17 protein-coding genes are annotated in these 18,846 nt (G+C 70.3%); 7 read left to right on the top strand and 10 right to left on the bottom strand.

The window, feature by feature from the left end:
* Positions 1–34 precede the first annotated feature (34 nt).
* The gene (locus tag ACFPZN_RS30025; RefSeq protein ID WP_378285607.1) at positions 35–550 is read left to right on the top strand and encodes a hypothetical protein; all 516 of its coding nucleotides are present in this window, start codon (positions 35–37) and stop codon (positions 548–550) included.
* A gap of 9 nt (positions 551–559) precedes the next feature.
* On the opposite strand, the gene ACFPZN_RS30020 is transcribed toward ACFPZN_RS30025, so the two are convergent.
* The 5 genes from ACFPZN_RS30020 to ACFPZN_RS30000 all read right to left on the bottom strand — a co-directional run bounded on the left by ACFPZN_RS30020 (position 560) and on the right by ACFPZN_RS30000 (position 4,285).
* Positions 560–1,702 carry an esterase-like activity of phytase family protein gene (locus ACFPZN_RS30020; protein WP_378285606.1) on the bottom strand — a complete coding sequence of 381 codons (1,143 nt, stop codon included), beginning with the start codon at positions 1,700–1,702 and terminating at the stop codon, positions 560–562.
* 136 nt (positions 1,703–1,838) lie between these two features.
* The gene (locus tag ACFPZN_RS30015) at positions 1,839–2,450 is read right to left on the bottom strand and encodes a dihydrofolate reductase family protein (protein ID WP_378285605.1); all 612 of its coding nucleotides are present in this window, start codon (positions 2,448–2,450) and stop codon (positions 1,839–1,841) included.
* On the bottom strand, positions 2,435–2,884 hold the full coding sequence (locus tag ACFPZN_RS30010) for an ABC transporter substrate-binding protein (RefSeq protein ID WP_378285638.1): 450 nt from the start codon (positions 2,882–2,884) through the stop codon (positions 2,435–2,437). The genes ACFPZN_RS30015 and ACFPZN_RS30010 overlap by 16 nt, the downstream gene beginning before the upstream one ends.
* Positions 2,885–3,101: 217 nt before the next feature.
* Positions 3,102–3,428 (bottom strand): muconolactone Delta-isomerase, encoded by a 327-nt coding sequence (locus tag ACFPZN_RS30005; RefSeq protein WP_378285604.1) that lies wholly within the window; start codon positions 3,426–3,428, stop codon positions 3,102–3,104.
* A gap of 287 nt (positions 3,429–3,715) precedes the next feature.
* The gene (locus ACFPZN_RS30000) at positions 3,716–4,285 is read right to left on the bottom strand and encodes a hypothetical protein (protein WP_378285603.1); all 570 of its coding nucleotides are present in this window, start codon (positions 4,283–4,285) and stop codon (positions 3,716–3,718) included.
* A 333-nt stretch (positions 4,286–4,618) separates the two neighbouring features.
* Between ACFPZN_RS30000 and ACFPZN_RS29995 the strand changes: the two genes are divergently transcribed.
* Both ACFPZN_RS29995 and ACFPZN_RS29990 read left to right on the top strand, forming a co-directional pair.
* A complete protein-coding gene (locus ACFPZN_RS29995; RefSeq protein ID WP_378285602.1) occupies positions 4,619–5,854 on the top strand; it encodes an FxsB family cyclophane-forming radical SAM/SPASM peptide maturase in 1,236 nt (411 codons plus the stop codon).
* Positions 5,851–7,167 (top strand): HEXXH motif domain-containing protein, encoded by a 1,317-nt coding sequence (locus ACFPZN_RS29990; protein WP_378285601.1) that lies wholly within the window; start codon positions 5,851–5,853, stop codon positions 7,165–7,167. Before ACFPZN_RS29995 ends, ACFPZN_RS29990 begins: the two co-directional genes overlap by 4 nt.
* On the opposite strand, the gene fxsT is transcribed toward ACFPZN_RS29990, so the two are convergent.
* Entirely contained in the window at positions 7,168–9,702 is a 2,535-nt protein-coding gene (fxsT, locus tag ACFPZN_RS29985) for an FxSxx-COOH system tetratricopeptide repeat protein (RefSeq protein ID WP_378285600.1), read from the bottom strand.
* A 259-nt stretch (positions 9,703–9,961) separates the two neighbouring features.
* Between fxsT and ACFPZN_RS29980 the strand changes: the two genes are divergently transcribed.
* The gene (locus tag ACFPZN_RS29980) at positions 9,962–10,135 is read left to right on the top strand and encodes a hypothetical protein (RefSeq protein ID WP_378285599.1); all 174 of its coding nucleotides are present in this window, start codon (positions 9,962–9,964) and stop codon (positions 10,133–10,135) included.
* Positions 10,136–10,308: 173 nt separating this feature from the next.
* Positions 10,309–12,288 carry an nSTAND1 domain-containing NTPase gene (locus ACFPZN_RS29975; protein ID WP_378285598.1) on the top strand — a complete coding sequence of 660 codons (1,980 nt, stop codon included), beginning with the start codon at positions 10,309–10,311 and terminating at the stop codon, positions 12,286–12,288.
* A 504-nt stretch (positions 12,289–12,792) separates the two neighbouring features.
* Here ACFPZN_RS29975 and ACFPZN_RS29970 read toward each other — a convergent pair.
* The 4 genes from ACFPZN_RS29970 to ACFPZN_RS29955 all read right to left on the bottom strand — a co-directional run bounded on the left by ACFPZN_RS29970 (position 12,793) and on the right by ACFPZN_RS29955 (position 17,349).
* Positions 12,793–14,280 carry an MFS transporter gene (locus tag ACFPZN_RS29970; RefSeq protein WP_378285597.1) on the bottom strand — a complete coding sequence of 496 codons (1,488 nt, stop codon included), beginning with the start codon at positions 14,278–14,280 and terminating at the stop codon, positions 12,793–12,795.
* 471 nt (positions 14,281–14,751) lie between these two features.
* Entirely contained in the window at positions 14,752–15,417 is a 666-nt protein-coding gene (locus ACFPZN_RS29965) for a metallophosphatase domain-containing protein (protein WP_378285596.1), read from the bottom strand.
* Between the two features lie 11 nt (positions 15,418–15,428).
* The gene (locus ACFPZN_RS29960) at positions 15,429–16,133 is read right to left on the bottom strand and encodes a TetR/AcrR family transcriptional regulator (RefSeq protein ID WP_378285595.1); all 705 of its coding nucleotides are present in this window, start codon (positions 16,131–16,133) and stop codon (positions 15,429–15,431) included.
* A gap of 7 nt (positions 16,134–16,140) precedes the next feature.
* Complete coding sequence (locus ACFPZN_RS29955; RefSeq protein ID WP_378285594.1) at positions 16,141–17,349, bottom strand: FAD-dependent monooxygenase; 1,209 nt, start codon at positions 17,347–17,349, stop codon at positions 16,141–16,143.
* 146 nt (positions 17,350–17,495) lie between these two features.
* Between ACFPZN_RS29955 and ACFPZN_RS29950 the strand changes: the two genes are divergently transcribed.
* On the top strand, positions 17,496–18,323 hold the full coding sequence (locus tag ACFPZN_RS29950) for a mycofactocin-coupled SDR family oxidoreductase (RefSeq protein WP_378285593.1): 828 nt from the start codon (positions 17,496–17,498) through the stop codon (positions 18,321–18,323).
* A gap of 60 nt (positions 18,324–18,383) precedes the next feature.
* Entirely contained in the window at positions 18,384–18,833 is a 450-nt protein-coding gene (locus tag ACFPZN_RS29945; protein ID WP_378285592.1) for a nuclear transport factor 2 family protein, read from the top strand.
* Positions 18,834–18,846 lie beyond the last annotated feature (13 nt).

Below are 18,846 nucleotides of genomic sequence, written 5' to 3'. Positions count from 1 at the left end.
AAGCCTTACCGAACTGATGTCGAAGGGGTGGGGCATGGAGTGGTCGACGATCGTCGGATACGGCCTCGGATACGGGCTGGTGCTCAGCGTCCTGTTCAGCGCGGCGGTGCTCGCCGGGGCGGCCGTCAGCACCGACTTCCTGCTGAACGACTATCCGCCCGCGCTCCAGGAGCGCTACGGCAGACCCAAGAGCGCGCGCGGCCGGCGGGTCGCGGTGGCCTTCGGCGTCTTCGTCTGGGGGGTCTGCGGCCTGCCCCTGATGACGATCGCGATGATCACGCTCGACGGGGCGCTGGACGGCGGGCTCGGCTTCGTCTCGGCGGCACTGTGCGCCGCCCTGATCTTCGCCACCCTGAGCGTCTTCGACCTGGTCGTGCTCGACTGGATCGTCTTCGCCGGCCTGCGTCCCCGCGTCCTGGTCCTGCCCGGCACCGAAGGCATGGCGGAGTACCGCGACCTGCGCTTCCACCTCGTCGCCGCGGCCAAGGGCAGCCCCCTGATCCCCGCCGTCGGCCTCGTCACCGGCGGCGCCGCCGCCCTGATCGCCTGAACCCCCAGGTCAGCAGCCACGGGTGGCGAACGCCAGGAACTGCGTCACTTCGCCGGAGTCGAAGTTGTCGTCGGAGCCGACGACCAGCGTGCACTCCCCGGTGGCCAGCCGCGGCCCCCAGGCGAGGCCCTCGAGATTCTGCACCGGCGGCCGGACCGTGCTGAGGTCCAGGACCAGGCGCTTGGCGACCGGACGGTAGGGCCGGCCGTCCGTGAGACCGGGCCGGGACAGCACGTTGGTGGCGCCGCGCAGGTCGAACTCGTACAGCTTGACCTTGTAGCCGACGCCTTCGAGCCAGGAGCGCTCCAGGGCCAGGTACCGGTGGTCGTCGATGGCGAGGATCTCGGAGATCCCGGTGTCGGTGTGGCCGTCCGGCGGGTCCGGCGCGGTGGGCAGCGGGTCGATGGCGTAGGCGTACTGGCCGCGGACGGTCCCGGCGCGGTTCCACGTCGTGATGCGCGCCGGCGCGCCGCGCCGCACGGTGGGCGGCTCGCCGTCCTCGTACCGGGGCCCTTCGATCGCGGCGGCGATGGTGTGCGGCGTGACCGCCAGCGCCTCGAAGCCGAAGTTGCGGCGCGGCCCGCGGTCGGTGTCGGTCAGGTCCAGGTTGCCGGGTTTCCGCAGCCGGCCGTGGTCCCGGCCCTCCCCATCGGTCCAGCCGATGAACTGGTCGGACACCGGAATGTCCGAGCCCTCCGCAGGCCGGTCGCCTTCGTTGCCCCAGAGCAGCCGGCGGCTCCGCGGGTCGAAGCGGATCGTCTCGGGGTCGGCCGACTCCGGCTGCCCGTAGGGCGGGTAGGGGGTCCCGTCCTGGCGCCGCAGGGTGGTGACCCCGGTCAGGCGCACGCCGGTGAACGCGCCGGTGACGCGGTCGATCTCCAGGCTCCCGGTGTAGAACCGGGCCGGGTTGTAGCGCCACCGGTCGTCGGAGACGAAGTACCAGGTGCCGGTGCGGGGGTCGCGGTCGAAGCCGGACAGGCCCCCGACGGTCGTCCCGTCGAGCGGCGTCTTGTGCGGCACGCGCTGCTCGCCCAGGAAGCGGGTGACCTCGACGGCCTTCGCCCGCGCCTCCGCGCTCGGCGGGCCGGTGCCGACGACGCAGAGCCCGGTCGCCGCGGCCGTGGCCGCCAGTATTATTCGCCAGCCGGTCAAATGATCTCCTCGGGAGCGTGCGCGATCACGACCGTGCTCACTTTAGGTAGTTCGGCGGCGACTTTCTGTTTCCTGACGGTAGGTCGCCACTGACCATCCCGACGGGGAAATGTGCCGACCACGCTCCCGCCGTGCCCTATCCCGTGAAGTCGCCGTACGCCGGCTTCCCCGCGGGCTCGTAGACGCTGAGGACGCAGCCGCTGCCGGTCGTCCTGGACTCGATCAGGCGCAGCGCCGTCGGCACCCGCCCCGGCTCGAACAGCCGCTTGCCGCCGCCCAGGACGACGGGGTAGTTCCACAGGCGGAGCTCGTCGACCAGTCCGTGGTCCAGCAGCGACCGTGCGAGCACGCCGCTGCCATGGATCTGGAGCTCCCGCCCGGGCCGGCCCTTGAGCTCGGCCACCTTCCGCGGGACATCGGACTTGATCAGCGTTGAGTTGTTCCACTCGACCCTGTCCAGCGTCGTGGAGACGACGTACTTGGGAAGGGCGTTGAGCCGTGCCGCGATCACGTTGCCCTCGTCGGTGACGGCGGGCCAGTAGGCCGCGAAGATCTCATAGGTCCTCCGGCCCAGCAGGAACCCGTCGGCCTCGTCGAACCACGCGGCGGTGCGGGTGCCCAGTTCCTCGTCGGCGTAGGGGAACTGCCAGCCCCCGTGCTCGAACCCGCCACTGGTGTCCTCCGTCGGCGTCCCCGGCCCCTGCATGACCCCGTCCAACGTCAGAAACGTCGTCAAGGTGATCCGCATCGTCGTGCTCCTCTCACTCGGGATACGTCTACCAATGCAGACACCCCCCACCCCCCGAAACTCATCGCCCGACCACCGCTCCTTAAACGATCACGGGATCGTCGCCGCCGGTCACGGACCCGTTGTGGGGGATCACCTTCTCGCTCGGCACGTTCACGCCGCATCTCGGCCGATACGTCAGTCGGGCGTCCCGCGGGACCCTCCGGGCGGGCCGGCAGCGCCGATCCTCCGTGGGAAAGTGAAAGCGGGTTGCGGGTGATCATGTTGCCGCCGGCCGTCTTGTCGTACAGCGGCGACGCCTTGTCCATGATCCGGTCGAAGTTGAGCTTCAGCGCCGCGGCGTCCAGCGGGGTCCCGTCGGAGAACCGCACGTTCTCGCGGAGCGTGAAGGTGTAGGACCGGCCGTCCTTGGAGATCGTCCAGAAGCCGGCCAGGGCGGGCTGAGCGCCGGCGCCCGGCCGCGGGACCCGCGGGTGAGGTCCTCGCGGACGAGCGGGTCGAACATGGCGTCAGCGTGCCGGCGCTCCTCCAAAGGGGCCGCCCGTCCCGCAGCCGGACGCCGCCAGGACGCCGGCGAGCCCGAGGACCAGGAGGGCGTGGGCCCGCCGCCCGCGTCGCGTGAGCCGCATGCCGTTCACCGCACCGGGCGGCTCAACCCGCCGGCCCAAGGCCGATCGGGCTTTCCGGGCGCGGGTCGTGCGGGTCGGGGTCGGCCGGATGCCACGCCAGGGGGTGGACGGTCAGGTCCATCCACGGCCAGACGGGCAGGCCGCTGAGGATCTCGTGCAGCTCGCTCGCCGACGAGGCCCGCCACACCCCCCAGTTCTCCCGCCGGCCGGGGACCCGCCAGATGCGGACGAGATGCCCGGCCTCGGCGAGCCGCGCGGCCATCGCGCGCTCCTCCGCCACGATGCGCGCCCACCGCTCGGGGTCGCCGTCGGCGGGCCACTCGATCTTGATGTTGACGAGGAATTCCATGGTCTATCGCCTTTCCGCGGTACGGTCGCGCAGGATCACGCGACCGGCGTTCGGGCAGCCCGGCGTACCGGGGCGGCCCGTCCAGCTCCAGGACGACCTTGAAGGTCGATCCCCGCATCGGTACCGCCGCCACGGCCCTCCGGAGCTCCGGCCCCAGGGCGTCGTCGAGCAGGTCGCGCGCCAGGTGGACGCATCATCAGGCCGAAGGTGACCCGGGCGGACGGCTTCCCGCACCCCACCGGAGAGCATCGTGCGCAGGACATGGGCCGTCCCTCAGCACTCCCGTCCTACGCTGACCGCTCACCCGGGGATTGTGCGGGGGCTGCCAGCAGGGCGTCGAACCGCTCACTCGTGAACAGGTCTTCGGTGGTCTCGTCGATGAGCGTGCGGCACTCGGCCGCGTGTTCGGCGAACACGGCCCTGCACTCGGCGCGCTCCGGGTGGTCGAGGTCGAGGCCGTTGAGCGTCACGTCGAATGGTGTGCTGTTCTCGTCGACCGGCCGGGACAGCACCGCGATCAGCAGCACCCATTCGGCCATGTCGGCCCGGACGGGCACGCTGGAGTCGGTCGCGAGCCGGATCAGGAACGGCAGCGCCGTGGGCATCGCCGCGCTCACGTGAAAAAGGCCGTCGGTGAGCACGATCTCCAGCACGCGCAGCGCTTCGGCGCCGGTGGAGCGGTCGAGCAGCCCCGCGAACAGCGCCGGAACTCCGGCAGGGCATCCCGGGAAGGTGGCCCATGAGATCTCGGCGACGCCGTCCAATGCCGGGTGCTTCACCGCGGCCGGGTGGTCCGGGTGAGCCTGGATGTAGTCGGCGACCAGCGCTTCCTTGGCCTCCGGTTCGTGCACGCACATTCGCCCGCTCCTCGGTGTCCTCGCGATGGTAGCGCCGGAGACGATCACTGCGATAACGAATTCCCGGACGCCGAGGCCGGCTCCGCGAGCGGTGAGCGGCCATGAAGCCGGTCTGCGATCACGGGTGGTCGCGGGGGTTCCGACCGTCCCTTTACGGACATATGTGGTCGGCTAACGATGCCGTCCCTAACCGGGGCGATGTTCACTGGGACGGGAAGTGGCCGGAATGAGACGGCCGATCAAGACGGGTTTGATGATCATGGAATTTGAGAAGCATATATGGCGACAAAGTAGATAACGGCGCAGCGCGGCGCTCGACCGTACTGGGAGCTGATGGGCGTGCCCGGTCACACGGACGGGGTCGAATGGCCCGGCGCACTGAATGTGTCGGAGCTCGTGGCCGAGGGGTGGACGCCCACACCGTTCAGGCAGTTCATCCTGAAGATTCACAGCAGATGTAATCTGTCCTGTGACTACTGCTACATGTACCACATGGCCGATCAGAGCTGGCGCGAGCAGCCCCGCACCATGGCGCCCGAACTGATCGACAAGGTGGCGGAGCGGATCGGCGAGCACGTCCGAGCGCACCGCCTTCCAAGGATCGAGTTCATCCTGCACGGTGGTGAGCCGCTGCTGGCGGGACCCGCCCGAATCCGGCGCGCCGTGACCGCGGTCCGCGCGGCCGCGGCCCCGGCAGAGGTCCGCGCCTATGTGCAGACCAACGGTGTCCTCCTCGATGAGGCCTTCCTCGACCTCTTCGCGGAGTTGTCGATCCGCGTCGGCGTCAGCCTGGACGGCGGCGAGGCGAGCCATGACCGGCATCGCCGTTTCGCCAACGGACGCGGAAGCCACGCGGCGGTGAGCGCGGGCATCCGGCGGTTGGCCTCGCCGGAATACCGGCATCTGTTCAGCGGCCTGCTCGCGACCGTCGACCTGCGCGCCGGCGCTCCCGTCGCCACCTACGAGGCCCTGGCACGGCACGCTCCGCCGGTCGTGGACTTTCTGCTCCCGCACGGCAACTGGAGTGCTCCGCCTCCCGGACGCCACCGGGACGACCCCGCCACCCCGTACGGGGACTGGCTTGTGGCCGTCTTCGACCACTGGTTCGGGGAGACCGACGACAAGCCTCGCATCCGCCTCTTCAGCGAGATCATCCGGTTGCTCCTGGGCGGGAGGTCCCGCACCGAGGCGGTCGGCCTGTCGCCGGCGGCGATGGCGGTGATCGAGACCGGCGGGCAGATCGAGCAGGTCGACACTCTCAAGTCCGCCTATCACGGGGCGGCCCGCACGGGCTTGAACATCGTCGACGATCCGTTCGACAGGGCGCTCCTTTCCCCATGGACCGCCGCACGCCAGATGGGAGCGGATGCTCTCGCCTCGTCCTGCCGCTCCTGCCCGGTCGGGCGCATCTGCGGCGGAGGCATGTACCCGCACCGCTACCGGGCGGGGAGCGGCTTCGCCAACCCGTCCGTCTACTGCCCCGACCTGATGCGCCTCATCAGGCATGTCCGCCGGACGGTCGCCCGCGACCTGGTCGCCACCGGTCATCTCGACGCAGTCGTCCCGTGACCCGTCACATCATCCCGGGCAAGGTCTTCTACGGCCTGGCCTCAGGCGGGGGCGGTGCGTACGCGGTCGGACACCTCAAGGCCGCCCAGTACAGCAAACGCGTCCTCCTGCTCCGCGCCGTACGCGATGCGGCCAGAGCCGAAGGGGCGACCCGTGCGAGGCGGGCGAGGCAGGCCTACGCGTTGCTGGCCGAGATCCAGAGAACGTGCCCCGACGCGGTGGACGCCGTGATCCGGTATCCGACCGTGGGAGTGTGGGCGCGGGCCGCCCTGCAGGGCCAGGGCGATTCCGGAGCACTGGCTTCGCTGGCGGCGGCCGCCCTTGTACGGGCTCGCTTCCCCCGGGCGATCGAAGTCGAGATCTCCAGGGAGAGCGCTGTGCTGCCGTCTCTCGGACGTCTGCTCCTTCCGGGGGAGGCGGAGGGGCGGTACGTGATCGTGCGCACCGCCGGCGGCCGGCCCGAGATCGCCGCGCCGGACGCACGGGTGCGGATCCCCGCCGACCCCCATGGCGACACGTCCATGTGGCAGGGGCTACGGCGGCTCGACGCCGAATACCACGGCCTGACCATCAGGCTGGTCCTCGACGACTGCGATCCCTATCGGACGCCCGGCACGCCCGAACTGGAGGCGGCGCCCCGCCTGGCCGCCGCCGAGGTGGAGGCGTGGCGGGCCTCGCTCCGCCGGGCGTGGCGGCTGCTCGTGCGCGGGCACGCGGAGACGGCGGGCGAGGTGGCCGCCGCGATCAGCGTGCTGGTCCCGCTCCGCGCGGACGGACCCGACCACACCAGTGCCACCGTGCCCATGGCCTTCGGTGCCGTCGCCATGTCCCCGCCCCCGGACGATCACGCGCTCGCGGTCACCCTCGCGCATGAGGCCCAGCACGCCAAGCTCGGTGCGCTCAACGACGTCGTTCCGCTGACGCTGCCCGACGACGGGAGCCGCTTCTACGCTCCGTGGAGGGACGATCCCCGCCCGGTCGGCGGCCTCCTCCACGGTGCTTACGCGCACCTGGGCGTCGCCGGGTACTGGCGGGCCGAGCGGGGGCGTGAACGAGGAGACGGCGCCTTGCGAGCGCACACCGAGTTCGCGCACTGGCGCGACGCGTGCGCCCTGGTCATCCGCACTCTCAGAGGCTGCGGGCGGCTCACCGAGGCCGGTGAGCAGTTCGTCGCCGTCATGGACAGGACGGTGCGTGCGTGGCGGCGCGAGCCCGTCCCCTCCGTCGCGTTGGACGCGGCGCGTGCCATCGCCGAACGCCATCGCGGGAGGTGGCAGGCCGCCCACGCGGGGCGGGGAAGGGCACCGGGCTGATCAGATCGGTGGGGGATCGAAGTCGCAGTCCAGGTGGTGGCGTGCCGTCGCGGCGAGTGTGTCGAAGTGGGTCGGGCCGAGAGCACGGGTGTAGCGGTCGAGGGTGTCCTCGTACAGGACGGTGCCTTCTCCCTCGAGTCCGTCCGCGAGCAGGTCCGACGCCACGTTCGCGGCGCACGCCAGCGTCATCGGGTGGTCTTCGCCGAGCAGGGCGCGCAAGCGTCCCAGGGTGTCGGTGCCGAGTTCGTGCGCCGATCTCAGGTCCCCACGCGCGGCCAGGTCGCTCGCCAGATTGGTCGCGACGGTCAACGGGTAGAGATGGTTGCGGCCCAGAGCCTTCTCCAGGCCCATCAGCGCGTGCTCGTTGGCACGCCGTGCCTCGTCGAGGTCGCCGCGGACGCGATGGAGGATCGCCACGTTGCTCGCGCAGCCGTGGTAGTACGGATGCTCCTCGCCGTACACGCTTGCGTAGCGGATGAGGGCGGCCTGGATCATCTCGTACGCGGCGTCGATCGCGTTCATGCTGCGGTGGATGTTGCTCAGGCAGACGACGACGGCGAGGGTGTCGGGGTGGTCGGACCCGAACAGGCGCTGGCACCTGTCGTGGGTCTCCGTCGCCAGTGCCAGCGAGTCCTCGTACTCCCCGGTCCTGCGATAGGCGATGGCCAGGTCGATGCCGGTGCGCAACGTCAGCAGATGTTCAGGGCTCAGGACGTCGGCGCCATAGGAATGAGCGGCCTCGCCCAGGTCGACGGCCTCCTGGTAGTTGCCGCTCAACCGGACCGCGCGGGCCAGCCCTCCCCACGCGGTGAGGACGTTGGTCGCGCCGATGCCCGCGCCTCCGGTCTCCACGCCGGCGTAACTGCGCTCGTGCAGTTCCCGTGCTGTCCGGAAGTCGCTGATGAGGCCGAAGTCGAGGGCGAGGTTGTTCACCACCCGCAGGACGCGCGCGTCGTCGGGACCGTAGGCGGCCTCGTGCTCTTCCAGGGACTTCTGGTCGTGGTCGAAGGCGCCGCGGAAGTCTCCGCGGCCTCTCAGGTCGGCACCGATGCTGTTGACGACCTGGAGCTGCACGTCCCGGAAGGGCTCGTCCGTACGGCCGATGCGCCGCATCTGCGCCAGCGTGCCCTGGTTGAGCTCGTAGGCCTCGGTGAACCGCCCGAGCGCGCGGACGATGTTGGCGCGCTGTCGGCGCAGGTCGAGCACGTCCAGATGGTCCTCGCCGTTGAGGGCGACCCAGTGACCCTCGAAGTTGTCGATGTACTCCACGGCCGAGCTGTGGTGGCCCGCCAGCCACAGGTACTGGACGAAGCCCAGGGCCAAGGCGTGCACGTCCGGATCCTGGCAGGAGGGCAGCCCCGCGGCGAGGACGTGCGGGAGCAGGGCCGCGTAGCCCGGCCAGTTCTGAGGCTGCGTCGGGTCGTCCGGGGCGGCGCTGACCATCAACCGGTGCACGTGGTGGCGGATGCGGTCCTGGTCCTCGTCGTCCAGCGAGTCGCGCAGAAGGGCCTGGACCAACCGGTGCACCTGAATCGTGCGCCCAGGGTTGTCGATCTTGGCCAAGGCGAACCGGTTGAGTTCTCCGATGGCCCGGTTGAGCAGGATGGGGTCGCGGAGAATTCCGGTCAGATGCGGGCTCAGCTGTTCGGCCGTGCGGGAGAACACGGCACGCGGGATCGGCTCGGCGCCGAAGAACGCGCAGCAGCGCAGCAGTTCCACGGCTTCGGGGAGCTTGTCCTCCAGCGTGCTCACCGACAACGCCCAGGCCGCGGTCATCGACTTGGGGTATTCGGGTGGCTTGCCCTCGGCCATCAGGCTGCTCAGGTGCTCGTCGAGGAGTTGCAGATACTCGTCCACGGGCATCCCGGTCTGCGCCTGGAGCGCGCCCGCCTGTTCCAGCGCCAAGGGCAGATCGCCCAGCGACTCGGCCAGCATGTCGGCGTCCGCCTCGGTGATGGCGTGCGGCACGCGCCTGGTCAGGAACGCGAGGCTTTCATCCCTGGTGAACACGTCGATGCGGACCGCGTCGACGATGTCCTCCCAGCGATGGTCCCGAGAAGTGATCAGAACGTGTCCGGGGCCGCGCGGGATGATGGTGTTCAGTTCGTCCGGCCTGTCGGCGTTGTCGAAGATCAGCAGCCAGCGGGGGTAGGGCTCGCCGCGCCGCAACGCGTCCAGCACGGCCTGGGCGGCATCCTCGATGCCCGTGGCGGTGGCCGACGGGAGGTCCAGGAACGGGGCGAGTGCGGCCAGCGAGGACTGGACCAGGAACGCCTGGTCGGAGGGCACCCACCACACCAGGTCGTAGTCGCCGCGGTAGCGGTGGGCGTATTCGACCGCCATCTGGGTCTTGCCCACACCTCCCATGCCGTGCAGGGCGTGCGGGACCACGGCGGTGACCTCACCGGCGATACCCTCCCGGAGCCTCTCCAGCAGGTCTGTCCGCCCGGTGAAATTCTTGTTTCTGGGGGGTACCCCGCCCCACACCGTGGGCTCGGAGCTTCCAGGTCGTCTCGTGTAACCGTCGCGCGTCACGGCCGCCTCCGTGTCCGTCCCACCCGTGAGAACATCTTATGTCGTCGGCTTCTGGAAATAACCACGAGGTGAAGTGGTGATCGTAATCCAGTGGCACGCAATGGTCGATCGGTATGCGGCTAATCCAGAAACTCATTTTCGGCCTGGCCGTCGAAAGCATGGAATGCGGTGCCGGCGCGGAGAGATGTGCTGTGCCCTGTTTGGTGATCAATAGGCGTGGTACCGTGCGAAGGAAGCGTTGACCGCGCAGGGAGGTCGAATGAGTGACGCCGAAGACTTCGGGGGTGTTCTGCTCGATTTCTCAGAGGTCTCGCTCGATGACGTGGCCGCCGTCGACGCCGCCGTCGTCGAACGCGAGTTGCGCTCTCTGCTCACTTCGGATCACGGCGATGACGCGGTGGCCAGATTCGACGCCGTCGTGGACGATGTGTGACACACGGCCCGGCCGGCGTCGTGCCTGCTCGGGTCGGGCGTGTCGTCGATTCGACCGAGGCGCTCGTCGACCCTTCCGTGGCCGCTCTGGAGTGACCTCCCGCGTGCCCGGCCCTGACCGGCACCGCGGCCAGGGGCGTCTCTAACCGCCTTCGCCTGACCGGAGCCGTCGACATGAGCGCCGCTGACTCGTTTCTCGGACGGTCTTCCTCCGGGGGGTGGCCGGGCTCCCTCACCGTTCATGACCGGCGCCGGCTGATCGGGCGCGGCGAGGAGATCGCCCAATTGTGCTCGGTCTGGCAACGGCACCGCCTCACGGTGTTGTGCGGAGCGAGCGGTTCGGGCAAGACATCCCTTGTCCGGGCGGGTGCGGTGCCGTGGCTGCGGTCCCGGCGCGCGGACGTCCTGCCGGTCGCCTCGGTCTCCATGGGACCGTCCGAGGAGGCCGGCTATCCGGTCGCCGGCCTCCCCCCGCAGAATCCGTTCACGCGCACGCTGCTGGAAGCGTGGCGGCCCCGCGAGCCGTTGACCCGCCTGACCGGCCTGTCCATCGCCGATCACCTGCGTCGTCGGGTGCACGTGCGCGACGTCGCAGCCACTCGTGGTCCCGCCGCGGGTCCGGTTCTGGTGGCGATCGACCAGGCGGAGAGGCTTTTCCGGGATCCTGACTCGCGTCGCACGCGGGGCTTCGTCGATGAACTGCACCGCGCCCTGGAGGCCGTTCCCCATCTGCGCCTGCTGCTCGTGGTGCGGGAAACGCGTCTCGACGATCTCACCCGGCTCTTCAAGACATTCGACGCCGGGCCGATGGGGTGGCTCGCGATACCCTCCGTCGGCCGTGAGGAGGCCCGGCGGGCCCTCACCGATCCGCTCGAGGGCTCCCGCCCCCCTTTCACGGACGCTGCCGCGGATCAGCTGCTGGACGAACTGTCCCAGCGGGAAGGGCCTGCCGGAGAAGGCATCGAGCCTGTGCTGCTGCAGTTGCTGTGCCGGCCGATGTGGGATCGGCGACCTGGCGGCGCCCGCGAGATCACCCCGCGTGATCTACCGGATGTCGACGAGGTTCTGACGGATTTCTGCCGGGCCGCGATCAGCGATGTGGCGGTCGACCATGACCTCCCGTCGCCGGTCGTGGCCGCGTGGCTGAGCCGCATCGGGCATCCGGACGCACACGATCATCTCGACACCCGCGATGGGGCGATCCCGTTCGAGGTGCTCGACGCGCTGGAGGAACGTTTCCTGCTGACAACGCGTCGGCACGGCGGTGTCTGGCGGCACGAGGCGAGGCACCCGCTGCTGGTCCGGGCGATCGACCGGGTGCGGCGTGAGGACCGGCCGGAGCGGGAGTCCGATGCCGCCACCCGTGTCCGGGCCGCCGGCCGGGCACTGGCACGAGGAGATCTGGAACTGGCCGAACGCCAGGCCAGAGCGGCGCTGAACCGTTCGGGCGAGCCGGACATGCGCGTTCGTGCCGAGGCGGAGTCCTGTTTGGGGGACATCGCCTGCCTGGGCGCCGCCGATGAGGCGGCGATCCGCCATTACCGCACCGCCGCCGCGCTGTTCGAGTCGATTCCCGACTCGCCCGCCGCCGGGCGCCAACTCGGCGCGATCGGCAGGCTCCATCTGGCCAGGGGAGAGGGACACGAGGCTCTGGAGATCCTCGACCGCGCGTCCACGCGAGCCCCGAACGACCCTGCTGTGGGCACGGCCCTCGCCCTCACCTTCTGGCACGTCGGTAAGCCGCGTGCGGCGCAGGCCGTGCTCCGGGAGGTGCTGGCGGCGGACGGTGACAATCCTGAAGCGCTCCAGTTGCGCGGTGAGATCCTGGCCGACTCCGGCCAGGCCGAGTCGGCTCTGCGCGATCTCGACCGGGTGGGGAGCGACCCGCCGGCCTCCGTGCGGGCGGCGCGAGGGCTGGCGCTGGCCGCGATCGCCCGTCCCGGCGCCATCGAGGCGGCCAGGCGTGACTTCGAGCAGGCCGTCGCCGAGGCCGACGACAATGGACCGGTCCTGCTGCGCGTGGCCAAGGGCAAGCGGGAGACGGGCGACCGGCGTGCCGCCACCGAGCTGGCATCCCAGGCGGTCAAGGCCAGCCGTCCTCCGCTGCCCTCTCACCTGCGCGACGAGGCGCGGCGCCTGCTCGAAGAAGTGTGACCGATGAGGTGGTGACGCGCTGACCGGGCTCCCATCATCAGGACATGTCCGACGCCGCGCTGGTCGCGCTCATCACTGGTCTGTCGACGCTCTTCGCCGCGGGGCTCGTCACCTGGCTGCAGGTCCTGGGAGAGGGGCGCCGTGCCCGCCAGCAGCGCCGGCAGGAGGCCGATGCCCGGGCGAACGCGCGCCGGGAAGCCGACCGTGACCGTCTCTTCGAGAGCTACGCCGAGGCGCAGGCGGCCGTGCTCAGGCTGGCGTTCACCATGCGCTTCTGCGCCGAGATCCGCAAGGTGACGAGCGGAAGCGTGAAGAACGAGGAACTCGGTGCGGCGCTCGCACGCGCCCACCAGGAGTATTTGGACGCCGACAACGCCACCATGACGATGTGGGTCCTGCTCGGCGATTCCGAGGAGACCGGCACCGTGGTCTCGGAACTTCTCGCGGACACTGCCATCGCCTACCAGTTCATCCGCAACGGTGGCGGGCTGGACGGCGCCGTCGCTACGGAGCAGCGGCTCCGGCGGGCAGTACGGAATCTTGGCGGGATCGCGGAGCTTCTCCGCACTCCGCATCGTCCGGGGGATCAGGGGAATCTGACACCGGGGGCGACGGCAGCGCGCGGTCGCGCGGTCGGCGGACCCGATACTTCCAGGCTCCCCACAGAACCGCGGCCAGGATCGCGATAGCCCCCGGAACGCACCAGGCGACCGCCGTCGCCCCGATCCAGAAGACGAGCGGGCCGCCGACCACGGTGCCGATGGAGGTCCCGCCCATCGTGCAGAACCGGACGACACCGTTCACCCGCCCGCGCATCGCTTCGGGGGTGTACACCGACTGGTAACCGTTCAGGGCGATGTTCATCAGGGTGCCCACGAAGCCGACCCCGCCCCAGGCGATCAGCCAGATCCACGGGTTCCCGGTGAGCGGGATGGCGGAGGTGAGCACCAGCCAGCTTCCCAGGCAGATGGAGACCATCCGCAGCGGGTGGCTGCTGAGGAACCGCAACCGGTGATGCTGTGACACCGGCTCCGTCTCCGTCTCCGTTTCGGTGGCGGGTGCCGGGGCCGGCTCAGGATGTGCCGTGGACGGCTCGCGCGGACACGGCATCAGTTCCCGCAACCACCCAAAGCGGGGCTTGGCCGTGTAGCAGGCGGCGATGAACCCGCCGAGAGCGGGTGCGCCGAGGATCAGCCCGATCAGCCAGGAGCCTTCTCCCTGATCACGAGTTCGCACCATCAGTATCAGGACCATCACGGAGAACAGCGCGTTGGTCAGCGTGCAGGTGATCAGAACGGTGCGAAGGAAAAGCCGGCGCCACAGCCAGACGGCGCTCTCGGTGAAGTCGGGCCCGAGACCGCGCAGTCCCTGGGGGCGTTCACCGGTCGTGGTGCGCTTGAGACGCGATCTTATGGTGAACAGGGTCGCCAAGGTCGCGGTGCTCAGCGCCGCGTCGATGGCGAAGGGCATCGTGCTCCGTCCCGGAACGGCCAGTGCGCCGCCCAGCAGACGTCCCACCAGTGACGAGAGGTTGCCGCGCAGTTCGTTGGTCGCCGCGGCCCTTTTCCGGTGGCTGACGGGGACCAGTCGCGGGACGGTCTTGGTCTCGGCGACGTTGTAGAAGGTCGTGCAGATTCCGCTGAGGGCGGCCGCGCAGAGCAGCATCGAGACATGCAGTCGCCCCGCGGCGGTCACGCACACCATCGCCACTGCCACCGCCAGCCGGACGGCCAGGCTGACCTGCATCGTCCGTCGCTCGTCGAACCGGTCGACCACGAGCCCCGCGGGCAGATAGAGCAGGTTGGGCAGGGTGCCCGCGGCGAACACGGCACCCGTGACGACGGCCGATTCGGATTCCGCGAGGGCCAGGAGCGGCGCGGTCATGGCGACGCTCGTGCCCCCGAGCGTCGAGGCCGCGGAACCGAGCCACAGCCACCCGAACTCCCGCCGCCACCGGTCGGGTCGGTCGGGAGGGCCGACACCATCGAGCACGACTCCGGCGTCGCCTCCTCTTCCGGTGCTGGGGGACCGCGTCATCGATGTTCGTGCCCCTCGATCACGGTTCCTTGGCGAGCCGATCGATCGACCGCGTGGACGGACCCGGGTGGGCGAGATCTTCCGTGACGGCTGACGATGACTGGCACAACGAACCGGTTCCGCCAACGCTAGGGGAGCAAGGACTTGACAAGCGAATTTAAAGAGCTTACTCCCCTTATTGGATTTACCCAGAGTGATGGGGCTGACACTCGACCCTCGGTCGCCGAACCCAGGTCGCCAGAAGGGCGGCCAAACCTAATAATCTGGGATTTATCCGCCAAGAACTGTTATTGCAGGCATGAACGGCATATACCGTCAAGCGGCATTGAGATTCCAGCGGGTGTGCCAACGTGATCTGCCGCCGTCTTCTGGCTCAGGTCGGCGTTTCCGCTGGCGGAGGTGGCGGGCGGTGGAGGGCCAGGACGCTCAGCGAGGTCGGGCGGGGGGCACTGTTTCGGGGTGGGGGCCTGTCGGGGTCAGGGTGATGGTGGTGGGGGCGCGTTCGCATTCCCAGGTGGTGACGTTCGCGTAGGTGATCCCGTCGCGGTGCCACAGGCCGCCGTCCTGGTGGATGTGGCCGAACAGGTGCAGCTTGGGGCGGACCTCGCGGACGCGGGTCAGGAGGTCTTCGCAGCCGTGGCGTCCGGGCATGGCGTTCGTGTCGCCGATGCCCAGGGGAGGGCCGTGCGTGACGAGGACGTCGACGCCTTCGGGGATCAGGGCCCAGCGCTCCGCCAGGGGACGGCCGCGGGGCAGGTTGAACGCCCAGTCGTTGAACTCCGGCTGCCAGGGGCTGCCCCAGAAGGTCACGCCGTCGATCTCGGTGCCGCTGTCCTGGAGGTAGCGGATGCCGCGGTCGGCCAGGACGGCGCGGGCCCGTTCGGGCTGGTCGAGGAACATCCAGTCGTGGTTGCCGGCGACGACGACCTTCGTCGGGTGGGGGAGAGCGTGCAGCCAGTCCGCGGCGTCCTCGAGTTCCCGGAGGTCCTTGCCGCGCCGGCACAGGTCGCCCGCGTGGACGAAGACGTCGCCCTCGGGGACGGTGAGTTCGTGGTGGAACGTGTGCGTGTCGGCGACGGCGACGATGCGCATGCGGGCCTCTTCTAGGGGGTCTGGCTGCGGTCGATGAGGTCCAGGACGGCTTTCCGGGTCTCGTGGAAGATGGCCAGGGTTCGGTCGGCGGCCGCGGTGACGGCGGGGCGGGCGGGTGCGGCGGGTGGTTCGAAGAGCACGGCGATGGTGTCGGCCAGGACCTTTCCGGGGTCGTCCACGCCGGTCGTGGGGTCGGCGGTGGTGGCGAGGAAGCCGGTGAGCAGGGCGTGCATCGTGTAGGTCTGGTCGGGCAGGGGGCGGTCGTGGCGGATCAGGCGGTGGCGGTGCAGGACGGGCATGACCGCTTCGCACAGGGCGCTGGGCCGGGTGCGGGCGAACAGTTCGTGGTCGGCGGGGTCGGGGGTGAGCAGGCGCAGGAGGTCGGGGTCGTTGCCGTGCACGAGGCGGGCCAGGGGACGGGTTCCGGCGGCGCGCAGGAGGAGCGGGGCCAGGTGGCGGGGCTGGACGGTGGCGGCGTCGGCGGTGAGGCGGGTGATGAGTTCGTCCATGCCGGTCAGCAGGTCGCGGGCGAACAGGCCGCGGATGAGGTCTTCCTTGCCGGGCCAGTAGAGGTAGACGGTGCCCTTGCCGACGCCCGCGGCCTGGGCGATCTCGGCGACGGTGACCTTGCCCGCTCCGTGGTCGAGCACCAGTTCGCGCGCGGCGTCCAGGATGCGGGCGGCCTTGCGGGAGTTGTGCTCGACCAGCGGGTTCATGGCTCTCTCAGGGGGAGGCGACGTCGATGTTCTTGGCCTTCATGTCCTTGGCCATTATCCTGCGCGCGGCGTGTCCGACGGCGGGTGCGCGCATCAGGCGCATCATCCCGGCGCGCATGATGTGCTCCTTGCGGTCGTGCGGGGTGAAGAGGCGTCGCGAGGTGAGGGCGCCGGTCTGCTGGGTGTGGATGAAGGGGCGCATCCGGGCCTCCCACGCGTGCAGTGCGGCGGGCAGGTCGTGGCGTCGCAGCATGGTGCCCAGCAGTTCGGCGCCGGCGATGCCGGTGGACGCGCCCATGCCCGAGTACAGGGTCAGGCACCAGGCGGCGTCGCCGAGCAGGACGACCCGGCCGCGGTGCCAGCGCGGCATCCTGACCTGGTGCACGGAGTCGAAAAGGGCGTCGGGGGCCTGTTCGTAGCGGGTGAGCAGGCTCTCCAGGAGGGGGCCGGTGGGCTGGGGGCCGAAGGCGGCGCGGATGGACTCGATCGGCGGGCGGGCGAACTCGGCGTCGATGTCGGTGGTGCGGTAGGAGAACAGCAGGCTGGGCGCGTGGTCGGCGAAGGGGAAGGCCCAGGCCGAGCGGCCCGGTTCGGCCAGCATCAGCCCCTCGGACAGGCCGAAGCCGTCGACCGGCTCGTCCAGGAGCGCGGCGCCGATCATGTAGTCGAGCGGGTGCAGGAAGTCCTGGGGGCCGAAGGCCAGTTCTCGTACCGTGGAGCGCATCCCGTCGGCGCCCACCACCAGGTCGAAGCGCTCGGTGGCGGTGGTGCCGGCCGTGGTGTCGTGCAGCGTCACCTCGGCGGCGGTGTCGTCCTGGACGATGCCGGTGGGGACGGTGGAGTAGCGGATCTCCACGTCGTCCGGCAGCGCTGAGAAGAGGCCGCGCTCCACATCGCCGCGCAGCAGCGCGCGGGGGGCTCCGGGGGCCATGGCGGCCGGGTTCATGCCTGGACGGCGACGCCCGGTCCGATCGACCTCGTGCACGGTGACGTGGGGTCCGCCGCGGTCGCCGATCCGGTCCAGGACGCCGAGCCGCCGGGCGGAGGCGACGCCGGTGCCGAACAGCATGATGAAGTACCCGCCCGAGCGGCGCGCGGGCGCCCGTTCGACCAGCACCGGCTCCCAGCCGATCTGGCGCAGCCGCACCGCGGCGGCGATGCCCGCGATCCCCAGCCCCACCACCAGCGCACGGCCGCCCCTGGACGCGTCCGTCATGAGGACCTCCTCGGTAGGTTCCTCCTTCACTCTATAGAACGAACTGACCAGATCGGTTCGTTTGGTCAGTCGCTGTGTTCTGGACCTGCGTCGGCGTGCGCCATAACCTCCGGTGGGAACCCTCCGAAACGGCATGGGAGACGCGCATGGGCAAGCTGGACGGCAAGGTCGCGTTCATCACCGGGGCGGCGCGGGGTCAGGGCCGGAGCCACGCGGTACGGCTCGCGCGGGAAGGCGCCGACATCATCGCGATCGACACCGCGGCCAAGGTCGACAGCGTCCCCTACCCGCTGGCCACGGCCGAGGATCTGGCCGAGACCGCGCGGCTGGTCGAGGCCACGGGCCGCCGGATCGTCGCGCGCGACGCCGACGTCCGCGATTCGGCGGCGCTGGCGGCGGCGGTGGAGGCGGGGGTCGCGGAGTTCGGCCGGCTCGACGTGGTCCTGGCCAACGCGGGCATCTCCTCCCCGGCGCCGACGCTGGAGATGAGCGACGAGACCTGGCAGGACATGATCGACATCAACCTGACCGGGGTGTGGAAGTCGCTCAAGGCGTCGGTCCCGCACATCGTCGCCGGTGGCCGGGGCGGCGCCGTCGTCATCACCAGCTCGCTCGCCGCGATGTACGCCCACGAGAACACCGCCCACTACTCGGCCGCCAAGGCGGGGCTGGTCATGCTCATGAAGGTCATGGCCAAGGAGCTGGCGCCGCACAGCATCCGGGTCAACACCGTCCACCCGACGACGGTCGCGACCGACATGGTCCTGAACGACTCCACCTACCGGCTGTTCCGGCCCGACCTGGAGGCCCCCACCCGCGCGGACTTCGAGGAGGCGGCACGCGCGGTCAACCGGCTGCCGGTCGTCGCGCTCGAATCGGAGGACATCTCCAACGCGATCCTCTATCTCGTCTCCGACGACGGCAGGTTCGTCACCGGCGCCACCCACGTCATCGACGCGGGCGTGGCCTTGTAGCGCTTTCTTACCTAAGATTGCACCATCGTTCTCATCGCGGACCGAAGGAGCAATCCGGCCATGGATCGAGACGAAGCGCTCCGGGACCTGGCCGGCAGGCTCGGGCGGCTTGAGGACCTGGACGAGATCCGCCGGCTGTACATCGACTACGGGCGCCATCTCGACGCCGGCGATCCGGTCGCGTACGCGGCGCTGTTCTCGCGGGACGCCAAGCTCCGGCTCGGGCCCGTCATGCGCGCCGACGGCCGCGAGGAGATCGAGCGGGCGGCCGCGAAGGTGCTCCGGTCCGAGAGCGCGAGGAAGTCGGTCCACGTGATCGCCTCGCCCAGCATCGAACTGGACGGGGACACCGCGTCCGGCGAGTGCGTGTGGGCGGCGGTGTCCGGGGCGGCCGAGGGCGGCGCGCCCGGGGTCCTCGTCGGGCGGCACGTCGACGAGTTCGTCCGCGAGGACGGGCGGTGGCGGTTCGCCCGGCGAGCCGGGCACATCGACGTCGGCGCGCTCGGCTGAGGGCCCCGCACAT

Origin of the sequence: Actinomadura rugatobispora, from assembly GCF_042656285.1 — a bacterium.
Classification (GTDB): Bacteria; Actinomycetota; Actinomycetes; order Streptosporangiales; family Streptosporangiaceae; genus Spirillospora; species Spirillospora rugatobispora.
The sequence above is the reverse complement of the archived record's forward strand: the minus strand, read 5'-3'. Positions and strand labels throughout refer to the sequence as shown.

Excerpts from the sequence above, each read along its gene's own strand:
- ACFPZN_RS30025 (WP_378285607.1), top strand. The coding sequence starts at position 35 with ATGGAGTGGTCGACGATCGTCGGATACGGCCTCGGATACGGGCTGGTG.
- ACFPZN_RS30015 (WP_378285605.1), bottom strand. The coding sequence starts at position 2,450 with ATGCGGATCACCTTGACGACGTTTCTGACGTTGGACGGGGTCATGCAG.
- ACFPZN_RS30005 (WP_378285604.1), bottom strand. The coding sequence starts at position 3,428 with ATGGAATTCCTCGTCAACATCAAGATCGAGTGGCCCGCCGACGGCGAC.
- ACFPZN_RS30000 (WP_378285603.1), bottom strand. The coding sequence starts at position 4,285 with ATGTGCGTGCACGAACCGGAGGCCAAGGAAGCGCTGGTCGCCGACTAC.
- ACFPZN_RS29995 (WP_378285602.1), top strand. The coding sequence starts at position 4,619 with ATGGGCGTGCCCGGTCACACGGACGGGGTCGAATGGCCCGGCGCACTG.
- ACFPZN_RS29980 (WP_378285599.1), top strand. The coding sequence starts at position 9,962 with ATGAGTGACGCCGAAGACTTCGGGGGTGTTCTGCTCGATTTCTCAGAG.
- ACFPZN_RS29975 (WP_378285598.1), top strand. The coding sequence starts at position 10,309 with ATGAGCGCCGCTGACTCGTTTCTCGGACGGTCTTCCTCCGGGGGGTGG.
- ACFPZN_RS29965 (WP_378285596.1), bottom strand. The coding sequence starts at position 15,417 with ATGCGCATCGTCGCCGTCGCCGACACGCACACGTTCCACCACGAACTC.
- ACFPZN_RS29960 (WP_378285595.1), bottom strand. The coding sequence starts at position 16,133 with ATGAACCCGCTGGTCGAGCACAACTCCCGCAAGGCCGCCCGCATCCTG.
- ACFPZN_RS29955 (WP_378285594.1), bottom strand. The coding sequence starts at position 17,349 with ATGACGGACGCGTCCAGGGGCGGCCGTGCGCTGGTGGTGGGGCTGGGG.
- ACFPZN_RS29950 (WP_378285593.1), top strand. The coding sequence starts at position 17,496 with ATGGGCAAGCTGGACGGCAAGGTCGCGTTCATCACCGGGGCGGCGCGG.
- ACFPZN_RS29945 (WP_378285592.1), top strand. The coding sequence starts at position 18,384 with ATGGATCGAGACGAAGCGCTCCGGGACCTGGCCGGCAGGCTCGGGCGG.